This window comes from Pseudoalteromonas sp. '520P1 No. 423' (assembly GCF_001269985.1).
GTDB lineage: Bacteria > Pseudomonadota > Gammaproteobacteria > Enterobacterales > Alteromonadaceae > Pseudoalteromonas.
This window is the reverse complement of sequence record NZ_BBZB01000001.1, coordinates 664380-679885: the sequence shown is the minus strand read 5'-3', so window position 1 is coordinate 679885 and position 15506 is coordinate 664380. Positions and strand designations below refer to the sequence as shown.

The 15506-nt window shown below is 35.5% G+C and carries 16 protein-coding genes and 1 pseudogene; 13 read left to right on the top strand and 4 right to left on the bottom strand.

Translation table 11 applies throughout. The features are described 5' to 3' along the window. Positions 1 to 465: 465 nt before the first annotated feature. Positions 466 to 780, top strand: coding sequence for a DUF3718 domain-containing protein (locus PSA_RS03145; protein ID WP_042150373.1), 315 nt, complete (start codon positions 466 to 468; stop codon positions 778 to 780). Positions 781 to 921: 141 nt separating this feature from the next. Here PSA_RS03145 and PSA_RS03140 read toward each other — a convergent pair whose 3' ends face one another. After that, a complete protein-coding gene (locus PSA_RS03140; RefSeq protein WP_042150376.1) occupies positions 922 to 3219 on the bottom strand; it encodes a penicillin acylase family protein in 2298 nt (765 codons plus the stop codon). A gap of 163 nt (positions 3220 to 3382) precedes the next feature. Here PSA_RS03140 and PSA_RS26140 point away from each other — a divergent pair. The 4 genes and pseudogenes from PSA_RS26140 to PSA_RS27020 all read left to right on the top strand — a co-directional run. After that, positions 3383 to 3787, top strand: a pseudogene (locus PSA_RS26140) (YceH family protein); the annotation flags it as partial. Positions 3788 to 3943: 156 nt separating this feature from the next. Next, on the top strand, positions 3944 to 4750 hold the full coding sequence (nadE, locus tag PSA_RS26135; protein ID WP_042150463.1) for an ammonia-dependent NAD(+) synthetase: 807 nt from the start codon (positions 3944 to 3946) through the stop codon (positions 4748 to 4750). Between the two features lie 357 nt (positions 4751 to 5107). Beyond that, positions 5108 to 5251, top strand: a complete 144-nt coding sequence (locus PSA_RS25720) for a hypothetical protein (protein WP_193216551.1) — start codon at positions 5108 to 5110, stop codon at positions 5249 to 5251. Further along, the gene (locus PSA_RS27020; protein ID WP_082305787.1) at positions 5218 to 5421 is read left to right on the top strand and encodes a diguanylate cyclase domain-containing protein; all 204 of its coding nucleotides are present in this window, start codon (positions 5218 to 5220) and stop codon (positions 5419 to 5421) included. The genes PSA_RS25720 and PSA_RS27020 overlap by 34 nt, the downstream gene beginning before the upstream one ends. Positions 5422 to 5423: 2 nt before the next feature. Here PSA_RS27020 and PSA_RS03130 read toward each other — a convergent pair whose 3' ends face one another. Then, a complete protein-coding gene (locus PSA_RS03130) occupies positions 5424 to 6320 on the bottom strand; it encodes a sulfite exporter TauE/SafE family protein (protein WP_042150380.1) in 897 nt (298 codons plus the stop codon). A gap of 164 nt (positions 6321 to 6484) precedes the next feature. Here PSA_RS03130 and folM point away from each other — a divergent pair, with 164 nt between their 5' ends. From folM to folX, 3 genes are all read left to right on the top strand, one after another. Then, positions 6485 to 7192 (top strand): dihydromonapterin reductase, encoded by a 708-nt coding sequence (folM, locus tag PSA_RS03125; RefSeq protein WP_042150383.1) that lies wholly within the window; start codon positions 6485 to 6487, stop codon positions 7190 to 7192. 16 nt (positions 7193 to 7208) lie between these two features. Next, entirely contained in the window at positions 7209 to 7763 is a 555-nt protein-coding gene (gene folE / locus PSA_RS03120) for a GTP cyclohydrolase I FolE (RefSeq protein WP_042150385.1), read from the top strand. Positions 7764 to 7829: 66 nt separating this feature from the next. Then, on the top strand, positions 7830 to 8189 hold the full coding sequence (folX, locus tag PSA_RS03115; RefSeq protein WP_042150388.1) for a dihydroneopterin triphosphate 2'-epimerase: 360 nt from the start codon (positions 7830 to 7832) through the stop codon (positions 8187 to 8189). A 62-nt stretch (positions 8190 to 8251) separates the two neighbouring features. Here folX and PSA_RS03110 read toward each other — a convergent pair whose 3' ends face one another. Next, positions 8252 to 8674: a YqaA family protein gene (locus PSA_RS03110; protein ID WP_042150465.1), complete on the bottom strand. Its 423-nt coding sequence runs from the start codon at positions 8672 to 8674 to the stop codon at positions 8252 to 8254. 69 nt (positions 8675 to 8743) lie between these two features. On the opposite strand from PSA_RS03110, the gene PSA_RS03105 reads away from it, so the two are divergent. From PSA_RS03105 to PSA_RS03085, 5 genes are all read left to right on the top strand, one after another. After that, positions 8744 to 9241 carry a TlpA disulfide reductase family protein gene (locus PSA_RS03105; protein ID WP_042150391.1) on the top strand — a complete coding sequence of 166 codons (498 nt, stop codon included), beginning with the start codon at positions 8744 to 8746 and terminating at the stop codon, positions 9239 to 9241. Positions 9242 to 9431: 190 nt separating this feature from the next. Continuing rightward, complete coding sequence (locus PSA_RS03100) at positions 9432 to 10133, top strand: spondin domain-containing protein (protein WP_042150394.1); 702 nt, start codon at positions 9432 to 9434, stop codon at positions 10131 to 10133. A 10-nt stretch (positions 10134 to 10143) separates the two neighbouring features. Further along, on the top strand, positions 10144 to 10854 hold the full coding sequence (locus tag PSA_RS03095; RefSeq protein ID WP_042150397.1) for a spondin domain-containing protein: 711 nt from the start codon (positions 10144 to 10146) through the stop codon (positions 10852 to 10854). Positions 10855 to 10924: 70 nt separating this feature from the next. Beyond that, the gene (locus tag PSA_RS03090; RefSeq protein WP_042150400.1) at positions 10925 to 11641 is read left to right on the top strand and encodes a response regulator transcription factor; all 717 of its coding nucleotides are present in this window, start codon (positions 10925 to 10927) and stop codon (positions 11639 to 11641) included. Between the two features lie 8 nt (positions 11642 to 11649). Further along, positions 11650 to 13152, top strand: coding sequence for a cell wall metabolism sensor histidine kinase WalK (locus PSA_RS03085; protein WP_042150403.1), 1503 nt, complete (start codon positions 11650 to 11652; stop codon positions 13150 to 13152). 106 nt (positions 13153 to 13258) lie between these two features. On the opposite strand, the gene PSA_RS03080 is transcribed toward PSA_RS03085, so the two are convergent. Then, positions 13259 to 15436: a S9 family peptidase gene (locus PSA_RS03080; protein WP_042150405.1), complete on the bottom strand. Its 2178-nt coding sequence runs from the start codon at positions 15434 to 15436 to the stop codon at positions 13259 to 13261. Between the last annotated feature and the right edge of the window lie 70 nt (positions 15437 to 15506).

The window sequence follows — 15506 nt, the reverse complement described above, 5'->3', positions numbered from 1 at the left end:
ATGAACAGTAGGAACCTGGAATAGGTAAAAACTGGTCTTTAGCTTGGTCACAATGCTAGTAATTAAAATATAAATTAAACAATCAAGTTTATTTCTAGATAAATTTTGCGGTTTTTTGAGGTTATTTTTAACTCGAATGTAACAAGATTTTTCATCCGCTACAGGTTAAAAATGTATACAACTTTTTAACATCAAAAATGCCAAATAATCACTTTTTAGTTCAATGGACTAAATCGAAGGTTAAACGGCTAAACTTGCCTTTAAATATGAAACTAAAAGTATCTTCAGATACATTTAGACATATTCTTTATTGTTCAATTATCATTCGATTTACAAGTTTGCTTTGATGAAAACACACCTTGTTACGCCATCACATTGTTTTGATACACACTTTTTTAAATTCGGATCTACTATTCATTCAACGGTAAAACAACATTACTTAAATGAAGCATAGAGGGATTTATTATGAACTTATTAACGACAGTTATCGCAGCAAGTATTATTACATTATCAGCAAGTGCAAGTGCACATCAAACGCAAAAGTTGATTGCAGCTGATGGCAATGTAACCACTGAAGTTTGTATGGCAGTTGCAAGTAACAAACCAATTAAGCTCGTTAAAGCACTACGCAATAACCGCTTAAATATCACTAATGCAAATAGAGGTATTCGCTGTAATGACATGACTTTAGCTGAATTTGGCGAAAAACATCACGCAGTTAAAACACTCGCAAAAATACAACGCCATCAAGTTAAAACGGAACTATATACAGCTTTATAAGGTATATACCCAAGCTACTTCAAGATGCGAGTTTCAGTTGGAATTAAAAACGATTTAGACAAGGCAGTGAATGGCCGGTTCCTTATCAAAATCAATAACGCTGCATAAATCGTTTTTTAACCAACCTTTTAGGCCTTATTTTTAAATTGGATTTATTTCTATTCGATGGATTGAAGCTGATGGAAGTAAAGGGGTATTTTTCTCTTTAGCATAATCATCAAACCCTGAACGATAAAAAGGAGAAAGTGGATGACCCGACTGCCCTCCTGGAATGGTTAAAATTGCGTTTTCTTCTAGACCTGGTTGCACAAAAAATCGTTGTGACGCACCAAAACCATTCTTTTGAACTGCAGGCATAAAACTATCACCAAAACCTGGTACCGTTGGCATATCTAACAGCGAAGATAAAAATGGCATTTGTTTACTAAAAGGGTGTTGTAATTTTAATGCATTAACCTCACCCCAAGCTAATACATGCAAAGAGTCTTGCTCATTAACGCCATGCTTCTCTAATAGGCCTTTTCGCATATCGACATATACTTGAGTCATTAACTGTGGCCATGAAGCATGTTTATCACTTAACCACGAATCAGGAAAACCTTTTATTAATTGCCATACACCAGCTTCTAAATCTCGTTTAATAGGCGATAAACTTAAATCATGTTTTACCAAAGCCGATTCAACTGGCGCAAATATTTCATCTATTAATGCGGCTCTATAATTACGCACTAATGTATAACCAACAGAGTCTGCACAGGCGCATTCACCCCACAGGCTTAATAATTTAAGATCTTCTTGATACTTTACTGGTTGTGCGCTTAAAACTTGTGTTAATAACTGATGCCAAGGCTTTAAAAATAAGGCTTGGTTATCTAATTGAATTTTATAAAAATCAGATTCAGTAAATTGTTCTTTTTCAAATAATCTATCTTTAATTTGCTGCGCTCTTGCGCCCATAGCATAGGCACCATTACCAAAACGCTTTAGTTGCTCAGTTGAAATTACACGCGAATTAGCAGTCCAAAGCCTGTTTATTTCAGGGTTAAGCACGTTTGGTAATTTCGCCTCATCTGTTGACCACATTGATGAGTATTGATCTGAATTAGCAGCAGTTTGCATTGGTTGTACTCTTGCTGGTATCGCCCCCGTAGGTTTCCAAGCGGCATCACCATTACTGCCAACCACTATCATATTCTGCACAGGTATACCGATAGTTGTTGCGAGATCTAAAGCTTGCTCAACTGTTTTAGCGGCTTCTAAATTAATTAACTCCATATCAACAGCGTATTCTTGATGAGCCACCCAAGCGAGTGCATATTTTTCGCCATCAAGTGTTTTAACCGGACCAAAATCGCTCATTTCCAATTCATAATTTTCACTACCCTCAGGTAATTCAATTGTTTCATCTACAAAATATGTTTCATCTTTATCAGTTAATTTATACCAATCTGCGGTATCTAAATAACCATTGGTAAAACCCCAAGCAATATGACCATTTGAACCTACAACAACAGCGGGAACGCCCGGTAAAGTCACGCCATTAACTTCATGGCTTTCGCCATTATCAATGTAATTAAGTTGCGCTCGATACCAAATAACGGGCACTCTTAATGATAAATGCATATCATCAGATAACATACCATGACCACTTTGGGTCAACTTACCAGTGACAGCCCAATTATTACTGCCTATGTCTAAAGGTTCTTCAATTTTTTGATAACTGATTTTTGTCGTTTTTTCATTTGTGAGTTCTGGCAAAATCGCTATTTTCTCTGGTAATGTACTACCATCCAGTGCCGCTTGATATGGACTAGGTTGAGTAATAAAATCTAGCATTTGAGGACCAAATTCTTTCTCAATTTGAGTTAATGCCAAATCTCTTTTAAAAGTATTGGTTTGTAAATCTAAATACATAGTATAAATAACTAACAGGCTATCAACTGGTAACCAAGGTTTAATAGTCGCACCCGATACCATATATTCAAAGCTAGGATATTCAATTTGAGCTACAGCCTCATTAACACCTAACGCATACGCTTCTAACTGTGACTTATTAGCTTGTGGCAGTTTTGCAAACGCTTTTTCAGCACGCGTTCTAAATTGATGAAATCTATGTTTTTTATCAACAGGTATCGCAGCCTTACCAAATAACTGAGATAACTCACCCGCCGCATTACGACGCAATAAATCCATTTGAAAAAATCTATCTTGTCCATGAGCATAACCTAAACCATAAGCTGTATCCTGACGACTTTTCGCGTGGACTACCGCAATTCCAAGCTTATCCCTTTCTATTGTTACTTTTTCGCTCACGCCTTTACTGCTGGTATTTCCCGAAAGCGCTGGTAAGCTTAAGCTTAATAACCCATATACAATTGCTGTCAGAAATAGGGCTAAAATAGCGAAGCCTACAACCGATATTTTTAATCTTTTAAGCATTTTAAAATGACCTTTGTATTATTAGTAATTTGATTTTACGCGATGTTTTGTAAAAATCATTATTAACCCTCTTTATTTATTAAACCTAGCTCACTTCTATCTTTTCCCACCTCATATATTGGGTTAAACTCAGTTCAGCCTAAATAAAATAGAGAATTTAACAATGCAAATAAAACTCTCAGCCATTCAAGCCAGAGTGATCGGCTGTATGCTAGAAAAAGAAGTCACTACCCCGGAACAGTATCCACTTTCTTTAAATTCTCTTACCAATGCTTGTAATCAAAAGTCTAGTCGCGAACCTGTGATGTCTTTATCTGAAGGTGAAGTACAACACACTTTAAATGAATTAACAGAGCAACGATTAGTCATGATAGACGAAGGTGTATCTGGGCGCGTCAGTAAATATCGTCACCGTTTTTGTAATACAGCTTTTGGCAATTTACAATTTAGCGAACAAGAAAAAGCCATTGTATGTGTCACCTTATTGCGCGGTCCACAAAGTATTGGTGAACTAAAAACAAGAACAAATCGCCTAGCAACATTCAATGACATACAGCAAATTGAACAAAGTTTAGATAAATTACAAGAAAAAGGTCATATGGTTAAACTTGCTAAAGAAGCGGGTAAACGCGATCATAGGTTTGCTAATTTATTAACCGATGCCCGAGTAGCTGATGTAGCTGAAAATACAACCTTATCACTTTCACAAGCTATCATTACAGAAATGCGTGTTCAGCCAAGTATTGATGCCGACTTTGAAATTAAACGCCGTGTAGATTTTATAAAAGCTAAATTGCTGCAATCGAATACGAAATCTTTAGTATTAGGGATTAGCGGTGGTGTCGACTCTTCAACCTGTGGTCGCTTATGCCAAGTGGCCATTGATGAACTTAATGCTGAGAAATTCACAGATCAATTTCAATTTATTGCAATGCGTTTACCTTATGGTATTCAAGCTGATGAAGACGAAGCACAATTAGCTGTAGACTTTATCAAACCATCAAAACGTGTAACGGTAAATATAAAAGATGGGGCTGATGGCATTCATAATGAAGCACTTGAAGCACTAACAAAAGCAGGCTTAACACAACCAAATGAAACAGCTGTAGATTTTGTTAAAGGTAATGTAAAAGCGCGCCAGAGAATGGCTGCACAATATGAAATTGCAGGCTTAACCGGTGGTTTAGTTGTAGGGACAGATCATAGCGCTGAAAACATAACTGGATTTTATACCAAGTTTGGTGATGGCGCTTGTGATTTAGCTCCTTTATTTGGTTTATCAAAACGCCAGGTACGTTTATTAGCTTTAACCTTAGGCGCGCCTGATTTATTAGTAAATAAAGTACCAACCGCCGATTTAGAATGCGACAAACCGGGACTTGCTGATGAAGATGCTTTAGGTATGAGTTACGATCAAATAGATGACTTTTTAGAAGGTAAACCTGTCGCTCAAGAAATAGAAAAAAAACTCACTGCAATCTATCAAAGGACACAGCATAAGCGCCAACCTATCCCGACAATCTACGATTAATACTGTCTAAAAAAGCTAACTATTTAATTTGATATTAAATAGTTAGCTCACCTGAAATAAAAAATTCTAATCTTCATACCCAAGTTTTATTTCCTTTACTACACTGAACAATACACAACTAAGTATAATGGTTAAGTCTTTAATACTTTGTGCCTTCTATGGTCAAGTACACTATTGCAGTTACTCCCTCTAATTATGCCCTTTGGTATACCTATGTTTCAGGTAATCACCTTAAATTAAATGAAAAGTTAAACTCAGCATATTAAGAAATATCTAGGCTTCAAGATGAACTGGCCCATTCACAACAAGCTGCAACCACAGATGCTTTAACGGGTCTCCTGAACAAAGGCTCTTTTGATGCCGATATACAACTATTATGTGGAAGTGATCATAGTAAATAATACACCATACCGCTTTGGTGGAGAGGAGTTCTATATATTATCGCAAGCAAATATTATTAGCGAAGCATCAAAATATGCCGAAAAATCCGAAATGATATAGAACGCATCATTATCAAAGATGCAAAGTTAGGTCTCAATTTACAAAAAATCACAGCATCTTTTGGTGTTGCTGAATATTTTAAAGAAACCCCAGATGCCTTTGTAGAAAAAGCCGATTCAGCGCTTTATAAAGCCAAAGAGAATGGTAGAAATAGAGTTGAAATTCATTAGTGCTAATTTAAAACCTCATACAAAGTAAAGCTTATTTCTAATGTTATTAGTATTAATAAAAAAGCCATTAGAACGTGGGGTTTTACTTTTGCGCAAAAATACGCTCCAAGAGGCGCTCCGATCACCACAATAGGAATAGCCGCTAAAACATATTGGTTTATTTGTGCTGTAAATGAGTCTAAAAAATAAAAATTATAAAAAGAAGCTATCACTGATGTAATTGCCATAATAATCACAGATGTCGCTGTTGACGCTTTTAAGTCTTTTTTATAAAACAGAATTAACAGCGCAAATATTGCAATATCAGCACCTGAGCCAATAAGTCCGCTTGTAATACCACCAATAAAGCCGACTGATGGTAATAAATAAATTTTGTGCCAATGGCAAGTATCAATAGTGCTTTTTTTTGACCAATGAAGTTTTAACAAAGTAATCGCAAAACAAAATATTAATAAACTAAATAGTGATTTCACAGCTAAACGAGGCAGTAAATCAACAATCCAAGTTAAACTAATTATGATACCCGGAACAGCCCCTAATAAGGCTAATAGCACAACATTTTTATAATATCGTATACCACCATATATAATAGTCAGCGAGGCTGCTGTCATGCCGAAACTTTGAATTGCTAATGAGAAAACTTTTGCTGTTGCTGGCTCTATTAGTAAAACCTTAGTCATGACTGGAAAAGCAATGGCGCCACCACCTAAAGCCGTACCGCCTGCAACAAAAGAGCCCAACACCATAGTCAGTGCAATATGAAGTTGCTCTGTCAGATTCATCAAAGCTTCTGTAGGGCCTTGACCATAGAACCAAAAGCCATATACCAAGATAGAAAAACAAAATGGAATATATTTAGTGTGAGATATATTTTGAGTCTTTTTTAGCTGCATAATCATTAAAATATTTGGACAACGTTGTCATTATGCTTAATGAACAAAGTAATTAACAACTCTTTATTATAATAACTTATGACTTATCGCCCGAAATGTTTATTAATTTACTGATCTTAGTTTATAATTACGGCACTAATTTTCAGTAAAATGACCGTAAACATAAAATAATGACATCACCTATATTAATTACAGGCGCAGGACAAAGAATTGGGCTGGCGATTGCCCATCATTTACTGCATCAAGGTTATCACCTTATTTTAAGTTATCGTACACGCCATGCTGAAATTACTCAATTAGAGCAGTTAGGTGCAACTTGTATTCAAGCCAACTTCATTGATGATATCAGTATTCATTCTTTTATAGAGCAAGTGAAACAACATACAAACAGTCTTTGCGGCATAATTCACAATGCATCAAGCTGGGATTGTGAAAAAAATACAGATGATTTTGCTACCTTATTTGATGATATGATGAGAATACATGCCAAAGTCCCTTATCTTATAAATTTAGCTTGTAGTGGTTTGTTAAAAGCGAATAACGACACATCAGATGTGATTCATTTAACAGATTATATTGTTGAAAAAGGTAGCCCTAAACATATAGCATATGCAGCAAGTAAAGCTGCTTTGGATAATATGACAAAATCATTTGCTAGCCAATTAGCACCTAAAGTTAAAGTAAATGCAATTGCACCATCGCTTATTATTTTTAATCAAAATGATAGTGAAGAATATAAAGCCAAAACGCTTAAAAAGTCCTTAATGGAAATAGAGCCTGGCAGTAAAGAAATACTAAATTGTCTAGATATGCTGCTAACTAGCAGTTATATTACTGGTCGCACAATTCAAGTCGATGGCGGACGTCATCTGAAGTAAAAAAGTCGAGCTTATTATGCATGAAGAATTAAAAAAGAGTTATCAGCAAATCATTAAAAGTGTTGGTGAAGATCCAGATCGTGAAGGCCTATTAGATACGCCTAAACGTGCAGCAAAAGCAATGTCTTATTTAACTCAAGGTTACACACAAACCTTAGATGGCATTACAAATAATGCTGTATTTACTTCAGACGCTGATGACATGGTTATGATCCAAGACATTGAATTGTACTCTATGTGTGAGCATCATTTATTACCATTTGTTGGCCGTTGTCATATCGCTTATATCCCAAATGGTAAAGTATTAGGTTTATCTAAATTTGCACGCATTGTTGATATGTATGCGCGTCGCTTTCAAATCCAAGAGCAAATGACGCATCAAATTGCAAAAGCAGTTGAAGAAGTTACTGGTGCTAAAGGTGTTGGTGTAATTGTTGAAGCGAAGCATATGTGTATGATGATGCGCGGCGTTGAAAAACAAAATTCAAAAATGCGCACATCAGTTATGCTAGGTACCTTTAGAGAAGATGCAAAAACACGTAATGAGTTTTTACAGTTGCTAAAAAGCTAATTATTGTTTAATTTAAGGTGGTATTTATTTGTTATATCACCTTAATTCGCTTAAACAAGGAAAGAAATGCAAGCTGCAATTATTAATGTCACTAATCTCAGATTAAGAACTTACATCGGCTTTAATCCTGATGAAAAAAGCAAAAAACAAGATGTCGTGATAAATGTAGAAGTACATTATCCCGCAGAGCTTGCCTGCCAGTATGATCAAGTTGATAAAGCACTTAACTATAAAGTAATTACTAAAGCGATTATTGAATTAGTAGAAACCGGCCACTTTCTTTTACTTGAAAAATTAGTCGCTGATATTTTAGAAGTCACTCACCAGCATGAGTCCGTTACATTTGCTAAAGTTCGAGTTGATAAGCCCCACGCACTCCGGTTTGCAGATTCAGTTTCTCTCACATTAGGTTGGCAAAAAGACTAAATAAGCCCCTATAGCTAAGCTAAAGTATGTAGGTGAGAATTTATTCCCGCAAAAAGACGAATTTAAACTATCGATATAGCAAGCAAAATAACCAAGGCATATCTTACACCTTTACCTAAAGCAACTAGCAATACGAACAAATCAAACCGAATTCGCATTACACCAGCCATTAAAGTCAGTGGGTCGCCTACAATGGGTAACCAAGCAAACAATAATGTCATTATGCCATATTTTTGAAACTGTGCTTGTGCTTTATTGAGCTTATTCTCTGAAACGGGGAACCATTTTTTATCTTTAAATCTCAGACTTTCTTTGCCTAACCACCAATTAACACAACTACCTAAAGTGTTTCCTAAGGTTGCACAAAACCAAAGCAGCAATAATGCATACCCTTGTGTCACTAAAGTGCCAAGTAAAGCCTCTGATGCGGCAGGTAGTAGCGTTGATGCAATAAATGAAGTTATAAATAAGGAAATATATACCATTGTAAAATGAATTGTTAATCTACGGTCTAAGTAAAAAAGCATCATACATAAAAATAACTCGGAGCAACAATGAAAACAGTTTTAGCGCTTACTTTCATCAGCTTTTTAATGGGCTGTTCAGTCACACAAAATAATAATCAACCGGTCAAAGAAAACTATCAAACCTATATCTCGATAGGTCAAAGTTTTCCAATAGAAAATTTAATAGATATCGATGGCATAGAAATTACTCTCAACAACTCAAAACAAAAAAAGCTAGTGTTATTATTTGCCACTTGGTGCCATGACTCACAACGTACTATAAAAGATATTTTAGACTCTGATTTAGCCAAAGATAACAAGCTACAAATCATAGGTATAGGTCGCGAAGAAACAAATGAATCTTTAGCAAAATTTAAAAACGAATATAAAGTTTCTTTTCCACTGGTATCAGATCCAAATAAAGCCATTTATATGCAATTTGCCAATACTGGTGTGCCACGATTATTACTATTAGATGAAAATAATAAACTCGTTAAAGCATTAATTGGCGAAGATCAACGCACGATAGATCGTATTATTTGGTAGCTTTGTATTTCATTAAACGAGTCAGTCTATTGAACCCTGACTCTCTATTGAACTTCCCTTCTTTAATTAATCTTGTGATAAACCTTCTATTTAATTGTGATAAAAACGTGATAACTCAGTGACACTTCTTTGATATTTATTTTGCATACTTTTCCTATCAGCTTTATTAGCCCATAAAAAGGAAAACAACATGAAGGTTTCAGCAATTGCCGCTTTAGGTTTAATTACATTAGGTATGCAGTCAGCACAAGCTGCTTCTTTAGATATCAAGATAACTAATTTAACGCAAGGCATATACTACACCCCTATTTTGATTGCAGCCCATTCAGGTGAAAACCACCTTTTTGAATCAGGTATGACAGCATCAACTGAACTACAAATGATGGCAGAAGGTGGCAATATCTCAGGTCTATCAACAATGTTAGATAGCTATTCAGCTGATAAGGTAGAAAATCCAGCTGCTGGATTACTTGCACCAGCACAATCTACTATGGCCATGCTTGAAACTAGTGACGGTAATGACATGTTATCTATCACAGCCATGATGCTGCCTACAAATGATGGATTTGTAGGTTTAGATAGTTGGAAAATACCTACTGAAGCCGGTAGTTATACCATTTTTTTAAACGCATATGATGCAGGTACCGAAGCTAATAATGAATTGATTTTAGAGGGCTCGGGCGCGCCAGGTATGTTAGGGATCCCAGCAGCACCAGGTATGGGAGCAGGAATGTCTGGTAGTTCAGTTACGAATGAAGAAACTAATACCATGGTACATATTCATCGCGGAAATTTAGGGGATGATGATATGGAAGGCGGTAAAAGTGATTTAAATAATACTGTTCATAGATGGTTAAACCCAGTGGCTAAAGTAACCGTAACAGTAAAATAAGGGGCGTATCATGTTTAATAAAAAATCTCTTTTATTACCTTTACTTGGCGTCACTTTACTAGGCTGTAGTGGTGGTGATAACAACAATGAAGTTGTTGAACCGATAACACCACCAGCACCAACACCTATGTATAGCTTTGAAGTCACAGTTAAAAATTTAACCTATGCACAACCATTATCGCCAATAGGTATCGCTCTACACACAGAAGGTAATTTTTGGCAGCTGGGGCAAACAGCCTCTGTTGAACTTGAAACTTTAGCTGAATCAGGAGATAACTCAGGGTTACTTGGCCTAAGTATCGTTAACACCTCGATCAGTGATGCAGCGCCGCTAGGGCCTGGTAGTTCTATCACTTTAACCCTTACTACTGAAGATATTATGGATGCTAAATTAAGCCTTGTTTCTATGATGGTGAATACAAATGATGGATTCTCCGGTCTTAATGCTATAGACGTATCCGCGTTAGAAGTTGGCTCACAGCTAAACTTTAAAACTGGCGCTTATGACTCTGGTACAGAAGTAAATAACGAAGCTTCCGGCACGATTCCTGGCCCAGCAGATATGGGAGAAGGATTTAACGCCGCAAGAGATGATGTTGATTTTGTAGCTGTTCATCCAGGTGTTGTCAGTAGCGACGATGGTTTAACTCAGTCAGTATTAAATTATACGCATAAATTTGATAATCCTTTAATGGGAGTTTCTATCACACGGATACAATAATTCTTTGAGTGATGTCTATACATTTTTTATCTTGGGAAGAGACATCACTCCTTTTTTATTGGGTGTGAACATGCAAGACAAAGTTTTAATTGTAGAAGATGATCATGATATCGCAGGCATTCTAAAAGTACATTTATCAGAATTATCCTTAGATACAGATCATGTAGATTCCGCAGAATCGGCTTTACATGCCATGGAACAACAAAAATACGCTATTTTATTATTAGATATTATGTTACCTGGCATGGACGGTCTCACTTTGTGTCGCAAAATAAAAGATAAGTCACCTGAACAAAGCATATTAATACTCACATCACGAAGCGATGAAATGGATAGAATAATCGGATTAGAAATGGGTGCTGATGACTATATTACTAAACCTTTTAGCACCAGAGAATTACAAGCACGCATAAAGGCGCAGCTTAGGCACGTACATTTATTAAGAGAAAAACACAATCCTAAAGTTGAAATTGAATCAGTGTATGTAGGAAAGTTATTAATCAATTTACAGAGTCATCAGGTATTTTTTGAAGATGATCTTATTAATTTAACCTCTACCGAATTCGATTTATTACACTTTTTTGCCAAACAACCCAACAAAGTATTTTCTCGCACTCAGTTATTAGATTCGGTTTGGGGCTATCAACATAGTGGATATGAACATACTGTTAATTCTCATATAAACCGCTTACGCTCAAAACTAGAACAAGCTTGCAATACTCAAATAATCGAAACTGTTTGGGGTGTTGGCTACAAGCTTGATTCCAGTAATTTAATTCAACATTAGGCCATATTATGAAAATTTCACTCTATCAAAAGTTGGCTTTTTCTATTTTTATCATATTTAGTTTGATCTGTACTTTAGTGTTATCTTGGAGTCAGCAGCTAGACCAAGTATCTCAACATCAAGCAGAGCAAAAATTGCATTTAGAGTTAGCTGAGCATTTAGTGAGTGATAATCCATTATTAAAGCAAGGTATTTATGATTACAAAGCATTAGAGAACTTATTTCATACTTTAATGTTATTGGGCCCCGCCTTTGAATTTTATTTTGTAGACCCATCGGGTGAGATTTTAACTTACTCAGCAAAGCCAGGAAAAGTGAAACGTAAACGCATTAATTTAAGCCCTGTTTTACAATTAATCGAAAATGCTGAGAACATGCCAATATATGGCGATGATCCTAGAAATTTTGACAAATTAAAAATATTTTCAGCAGCACCTGTATATAGCGCCTCCACAAATATCAATCAAAACGATAATGGCAAGTTACAGGGTTATCTGTATGTGATCATAGGAGGTGAAGTTTACGACACTGTGTTTTCACGTATAAAATCTAATGATACCTTGCTAATCTCCGCAAGCTGGTTATTAGCTGCATTAGTATTTTTATTTATCATTTTATTACTGCTATTACGCTATTTTACTAAACCTATAAAACAGTTAGCAAAAGAGATAACTCTAATACAAGAATCAAATTTTGATTTACAAAAAGTCGCATTAAGCCAATGGCCTAAACATCAATCTAATGAAGTCCACATGCTTGGTGATAGCTTTAATACCATTGTTAGATTGATTCACCAACAAATTAACTTGCTAGAGCAAAATGATAATCAAAGGCGTGAATTACTTACCCATTTATCACACGATTTAAGAACACCTTTAGCGTCACTTCAAGGTTATTTAGAGATATTAACATTAAAAAAGGCTGACCTAAATGAAACGCAACAGCAGGAATATTTAGCGATAACATTGAATAACTGCAAACAACTCAAACATTTAATCGACCAAATTTTTGAATTGGCACATTTAGAAAGTGGCAGAGTTTCAGTGAATAATGAACTATTTAACTTAGGAGAACTAGTTTATGACATTGTTGCTAAGTTCGCTTTAAAAGCACAAAAGTTAAAAGTTAAACTGATTATTAAACCCAAAGTATGTAATTTTAATACCTTTTGTGATATTGCAAAATTAGAACGTGTTCTCAGTAATTTAATCGAAAATGCGCTTAGGCATACACCAGGAAATGGGTCGGTCACCATTAATGTATTTGCTAAAGATAACAAGTTAACGATACAAGTGAGTGATACTGGTTCTGGTATTAAAGCTGAGGAAATTAACTATATTTTTGATGCTAGGTATCGTGCAAGTAATGCCGTCGGCAATAAAAAACAACATGGAGGTTTAGGGTTAGCTATCAGTAAACGGTTATTACACATTTTAAATTCAGATATAAAAGTACAAAGTGAGTTTGGCCAAGGTACACAATTTGAATTCAGTATCCGACAAGCGATATAAATCTACTTCGTATCTTTATTAAAGCTACTGCGTAGCGAAAAATATAAGTGAGATTAAAATAATAACGGCTAATCCTTAAGCCGTTATTATTTTATGAAAAGCGATATTACAGCTTATTTTTACCAGCTAGATCAAGAATAAATGCATACTCTAATGCACGATCTTTAAGACCTTTAAAGCGACCAGATGCACCACCATGACCGGCTTCCATATCGACTTTAAATAATAATTTATTATTATTTGTTTTATAGTCTCTTAATTTAGCAACCCATTTTGCAGGCTCAAAATATTGTACCTGAGAATCATGCAGACCCGTTGTAACTAATAGGTTTGGATAAGCTTGCTTAGACACTTGATCGTATGGAGAGTAAGACAACATGTAATCGTAATATGACTTCTCATTTGGGTTACCCCACTCATCATATTCATTTGTTGTAAGTGGAATAGTTTCGTCTAACATCGTTGTTACGACATCAACAAATGGCACATGCGCAGCAACGCCTTGATATAGCTCTGGAGCTTGATTGATCACAGCACCCATTAATAAGCCACCAGCACTACCACCGACAGCAAATACTTGTTCTTTATTTCCGTAACCTTGCTCTGTTAATGATTTAGTGACATCAATAAAGTCATTAAAAGTATTTTGCTTCGTTAATTTTTTACCTTCGTTATACCAAGGTCGACCCAACATTTGAGAACCACGAATATGTGCTATTGCATAAACAAAACCACGATCTAACAAACTTAATCTAGTACTTGAAAAGCTAGGCTGAATTGTATGTCCGTATGAACCATAACCATATTGATAGATTGGGTTTGTGCCATCCTTTGTAAATTTATCAGTGCGATAAACTAAAGATACAGGTACTTTTATGCCGTCTCTCGCTGTAATAAAAATACGCTCTGATGTGTAATTGTCAGGGTTAAAGTCACCCAGTACTTTTTGCTGCTTAAGTAACTCAGGCTCAGCGCTATTTAAATTAAAGTCATAGTGAGTGCCTGGCGTTGTTAGGCTTGTATAATATAGACGTACACTGTCATTATCTAACTCGTTATTGCCATATAAATAGGCAGCAAAAGCCTTATCTTTAAATTTAAGTTGTTGTTCTTTACCTGATTTCAAAGAGCGAACTATGACTGTATTGATACCTGCTTCTCGCACTTTATAAACTAAATGATTATTAAATAACGATACATCTTCTAGTTTTACACCCTCTTTATGCGGTATCACTTCTTGCCAATTATTTTTATTGCCTAATTTGCTTTGGTGAACTTTCATTAGCTTGAAATTCACAGCATCTAAGTTGGTATTAACATAATACCACTGCCCTAATTTTGATACTTCATACTCTAACCCTTGCTCTCTTGGGATAAACCTAATAGGTTTTGCTTTATGGTCATTAGCATCAATTAACGACATACCTGATGCTTCAGGGCTACTGTGATATATGTAAATATGAGAACCATCTTTGCTTTTACTTATACCAGTGTAATATGACTTATTTTCTTCTTCGTAAACTAATTCATCAGTATCTTGTGATGTTCCTAAAGTATGGCGGTATACTTGAAAGCCAAGTAATGTCTGTAAATCTTTTTTAATGTAATAAACCGTTTTATTGTCATTCCCCCAAATAGCCTTACCTTCAGTCCCTTTTAGTTCATCGGCAAGCAGTTTACCTGTTTTTAAGTCTTTAAAACGTAAAGTATAAACGCGTCGACTTAATGTATCTTCACCATAAGACATAACTTTGCCATTAGGGCTAACATCTAAACCAGACACCTGAAAGTACTCATGATCTTTTGCAAGTGCGTTAACATCTAATAGTACTTGCTTATCATCACCTTTAAAGTTTTTACTACGTACATAAATTGGGTATTCATTATCACCGCGCATTTCAGATGAATAATAAAAATCGCCACGTCTCACAGGTACTGAATCATCGTCTTTTTGAATACGTGACTTTAGCTCTTCAAACAAGTTATCTTGTAGCTTTTCTGTATGCTTTAACATAGCATCTGTATACGTATTTTCAGCAGCTAAATGCGCTAATATCTCTGGATTTTCACGTTTATCATCACGCATCCAGTAATAGTCATCTACGCGTTTTGAACCATGAATACTCATTTCATGAGCGACTTTTTTAGCAACAGGTGCTAATACATTATTTTGCGTTTCTGCTGCTTGCACAACTTGATTTTTGTCAGTCTTTTCAGTGCTATTACAGCCAGCTAAAACAGCTAACGAGAGTAAACCTAAACTCAACGAATACTTTGTTTTCATTTTCAAATCCTTTGTATTTGTTTTAAATTCTAACCTAGCCATCTTAGAACAAATAAAATCAAAATATAGA

What these genes read in the sequence shown, in the direction of transcription:
- PSA_RS03145 (WP_042150373.1), top strand. Translation starts at nt 466, where the DNA reads ATGAACTTATTAACGACAGTTATCGCAGCAAGTATTATTACATTATCA.
- PSA_RS03140 (WP_042150376.1), bottom strand. Translation starts at nt 3,219, where the DNA reads ATGCTTAAAAGATTAAAAATATCGGTTGTAGGCTTCGCTATTTTAGCC.
- nadE (WP_042150463.1), top strand. Translation starts at nt 3,944, where the DNA reads ATGCGTGTTCAGCCAAGTATTGATGCCGACTTTGAAATTAAACGCCGT.
- PSA_RS25720 (WP_193216551.1), top strand. Translation starts at nt 5,108, where the DNA reads ATGCCGATATACAACTATTATGTGGAAGTGATCATAGTAAATAATACA.
- PSA_RS03130 (WP_042150380.1), bottom strand. Translation starts at nt 6,320, where the DNA reads ATGATTATGCAGCTAAAAAAGACTCAAAATATATCTCACACTAAATAT.
- folM (WP_042150383.1), top strand. Translation starts at nt 6,485, where the DNA reads ATGACATCACCTATATTAATTACAGGCGCAGGACAAAGAATTGGGCTG.
- folE (WP_042150385.1), top strand. Translation starts at nt 7,209, where the DNA reads ATGCATGAAGAATTAAAAAAGAGTTATCAGCAAATCATTAAAAGTGTT.
- folX (WP_042150388.1), top strand. Translation starts at nt 7,830, where the DNA reads ATGCAAGCTGCAATTATTAATGTCACTAATCTCAGATTAAGAACTTAC.
- PSA_RS03110 (WP_042150465.1), bottom strand. Translation starts at nt 8,674, where the DNA reads ATGGTATATATTTCCTTATTTATAACTTCATTTATTGCATCAACGCTA.
- PSA_RS03105 (WP_042150391.1), top strand. Translation starts at nt 8,744, where the DNA reads ATGAAAACAGTTTTAGCGCTTACTTTCATCAGCTTTTTAATGGGCTGT.
- PSA_RS03100 (WP_042150394.1), top strand. Translation starts at nt 9,432, where the DNA reads ATGAAGGTTTCAGCAATTGCCGCTTTAGGTTTAATTACATTAGGTATG.
- PSA_RS03095 (WP_042150397.1), top strand. Translation starts at nt 10,144, where the DNA reads ATGTTTAATAAAAAATCTCTTTTATTACCTTTACTTGGCGTCACTTTA.
- PSA_RS03090 (WP_042150400.1), top strand. Translation starts at nt 10,925, where the DNA reads ATGCAAGACAAAGTTTTAATTGTAGAAGATGATCATGATATCGCAGGC.
- PSA_RS03085 (WP_042150403.1), top strand. Translation starts at nt 11,650, where the DNA reads ATGAAAATTTCACTCTATCAAAAGTTGGCTTTTTCTATTTTTATCATA.
- PSA_RS03080 (WP_042150405.1), bottom strand. Translation starts at nt 15,436, where the DNA reads ATGAAAACAAAGTATTCGTTGAGTTTAGGTTTACTCTCGTTAGCTGTT.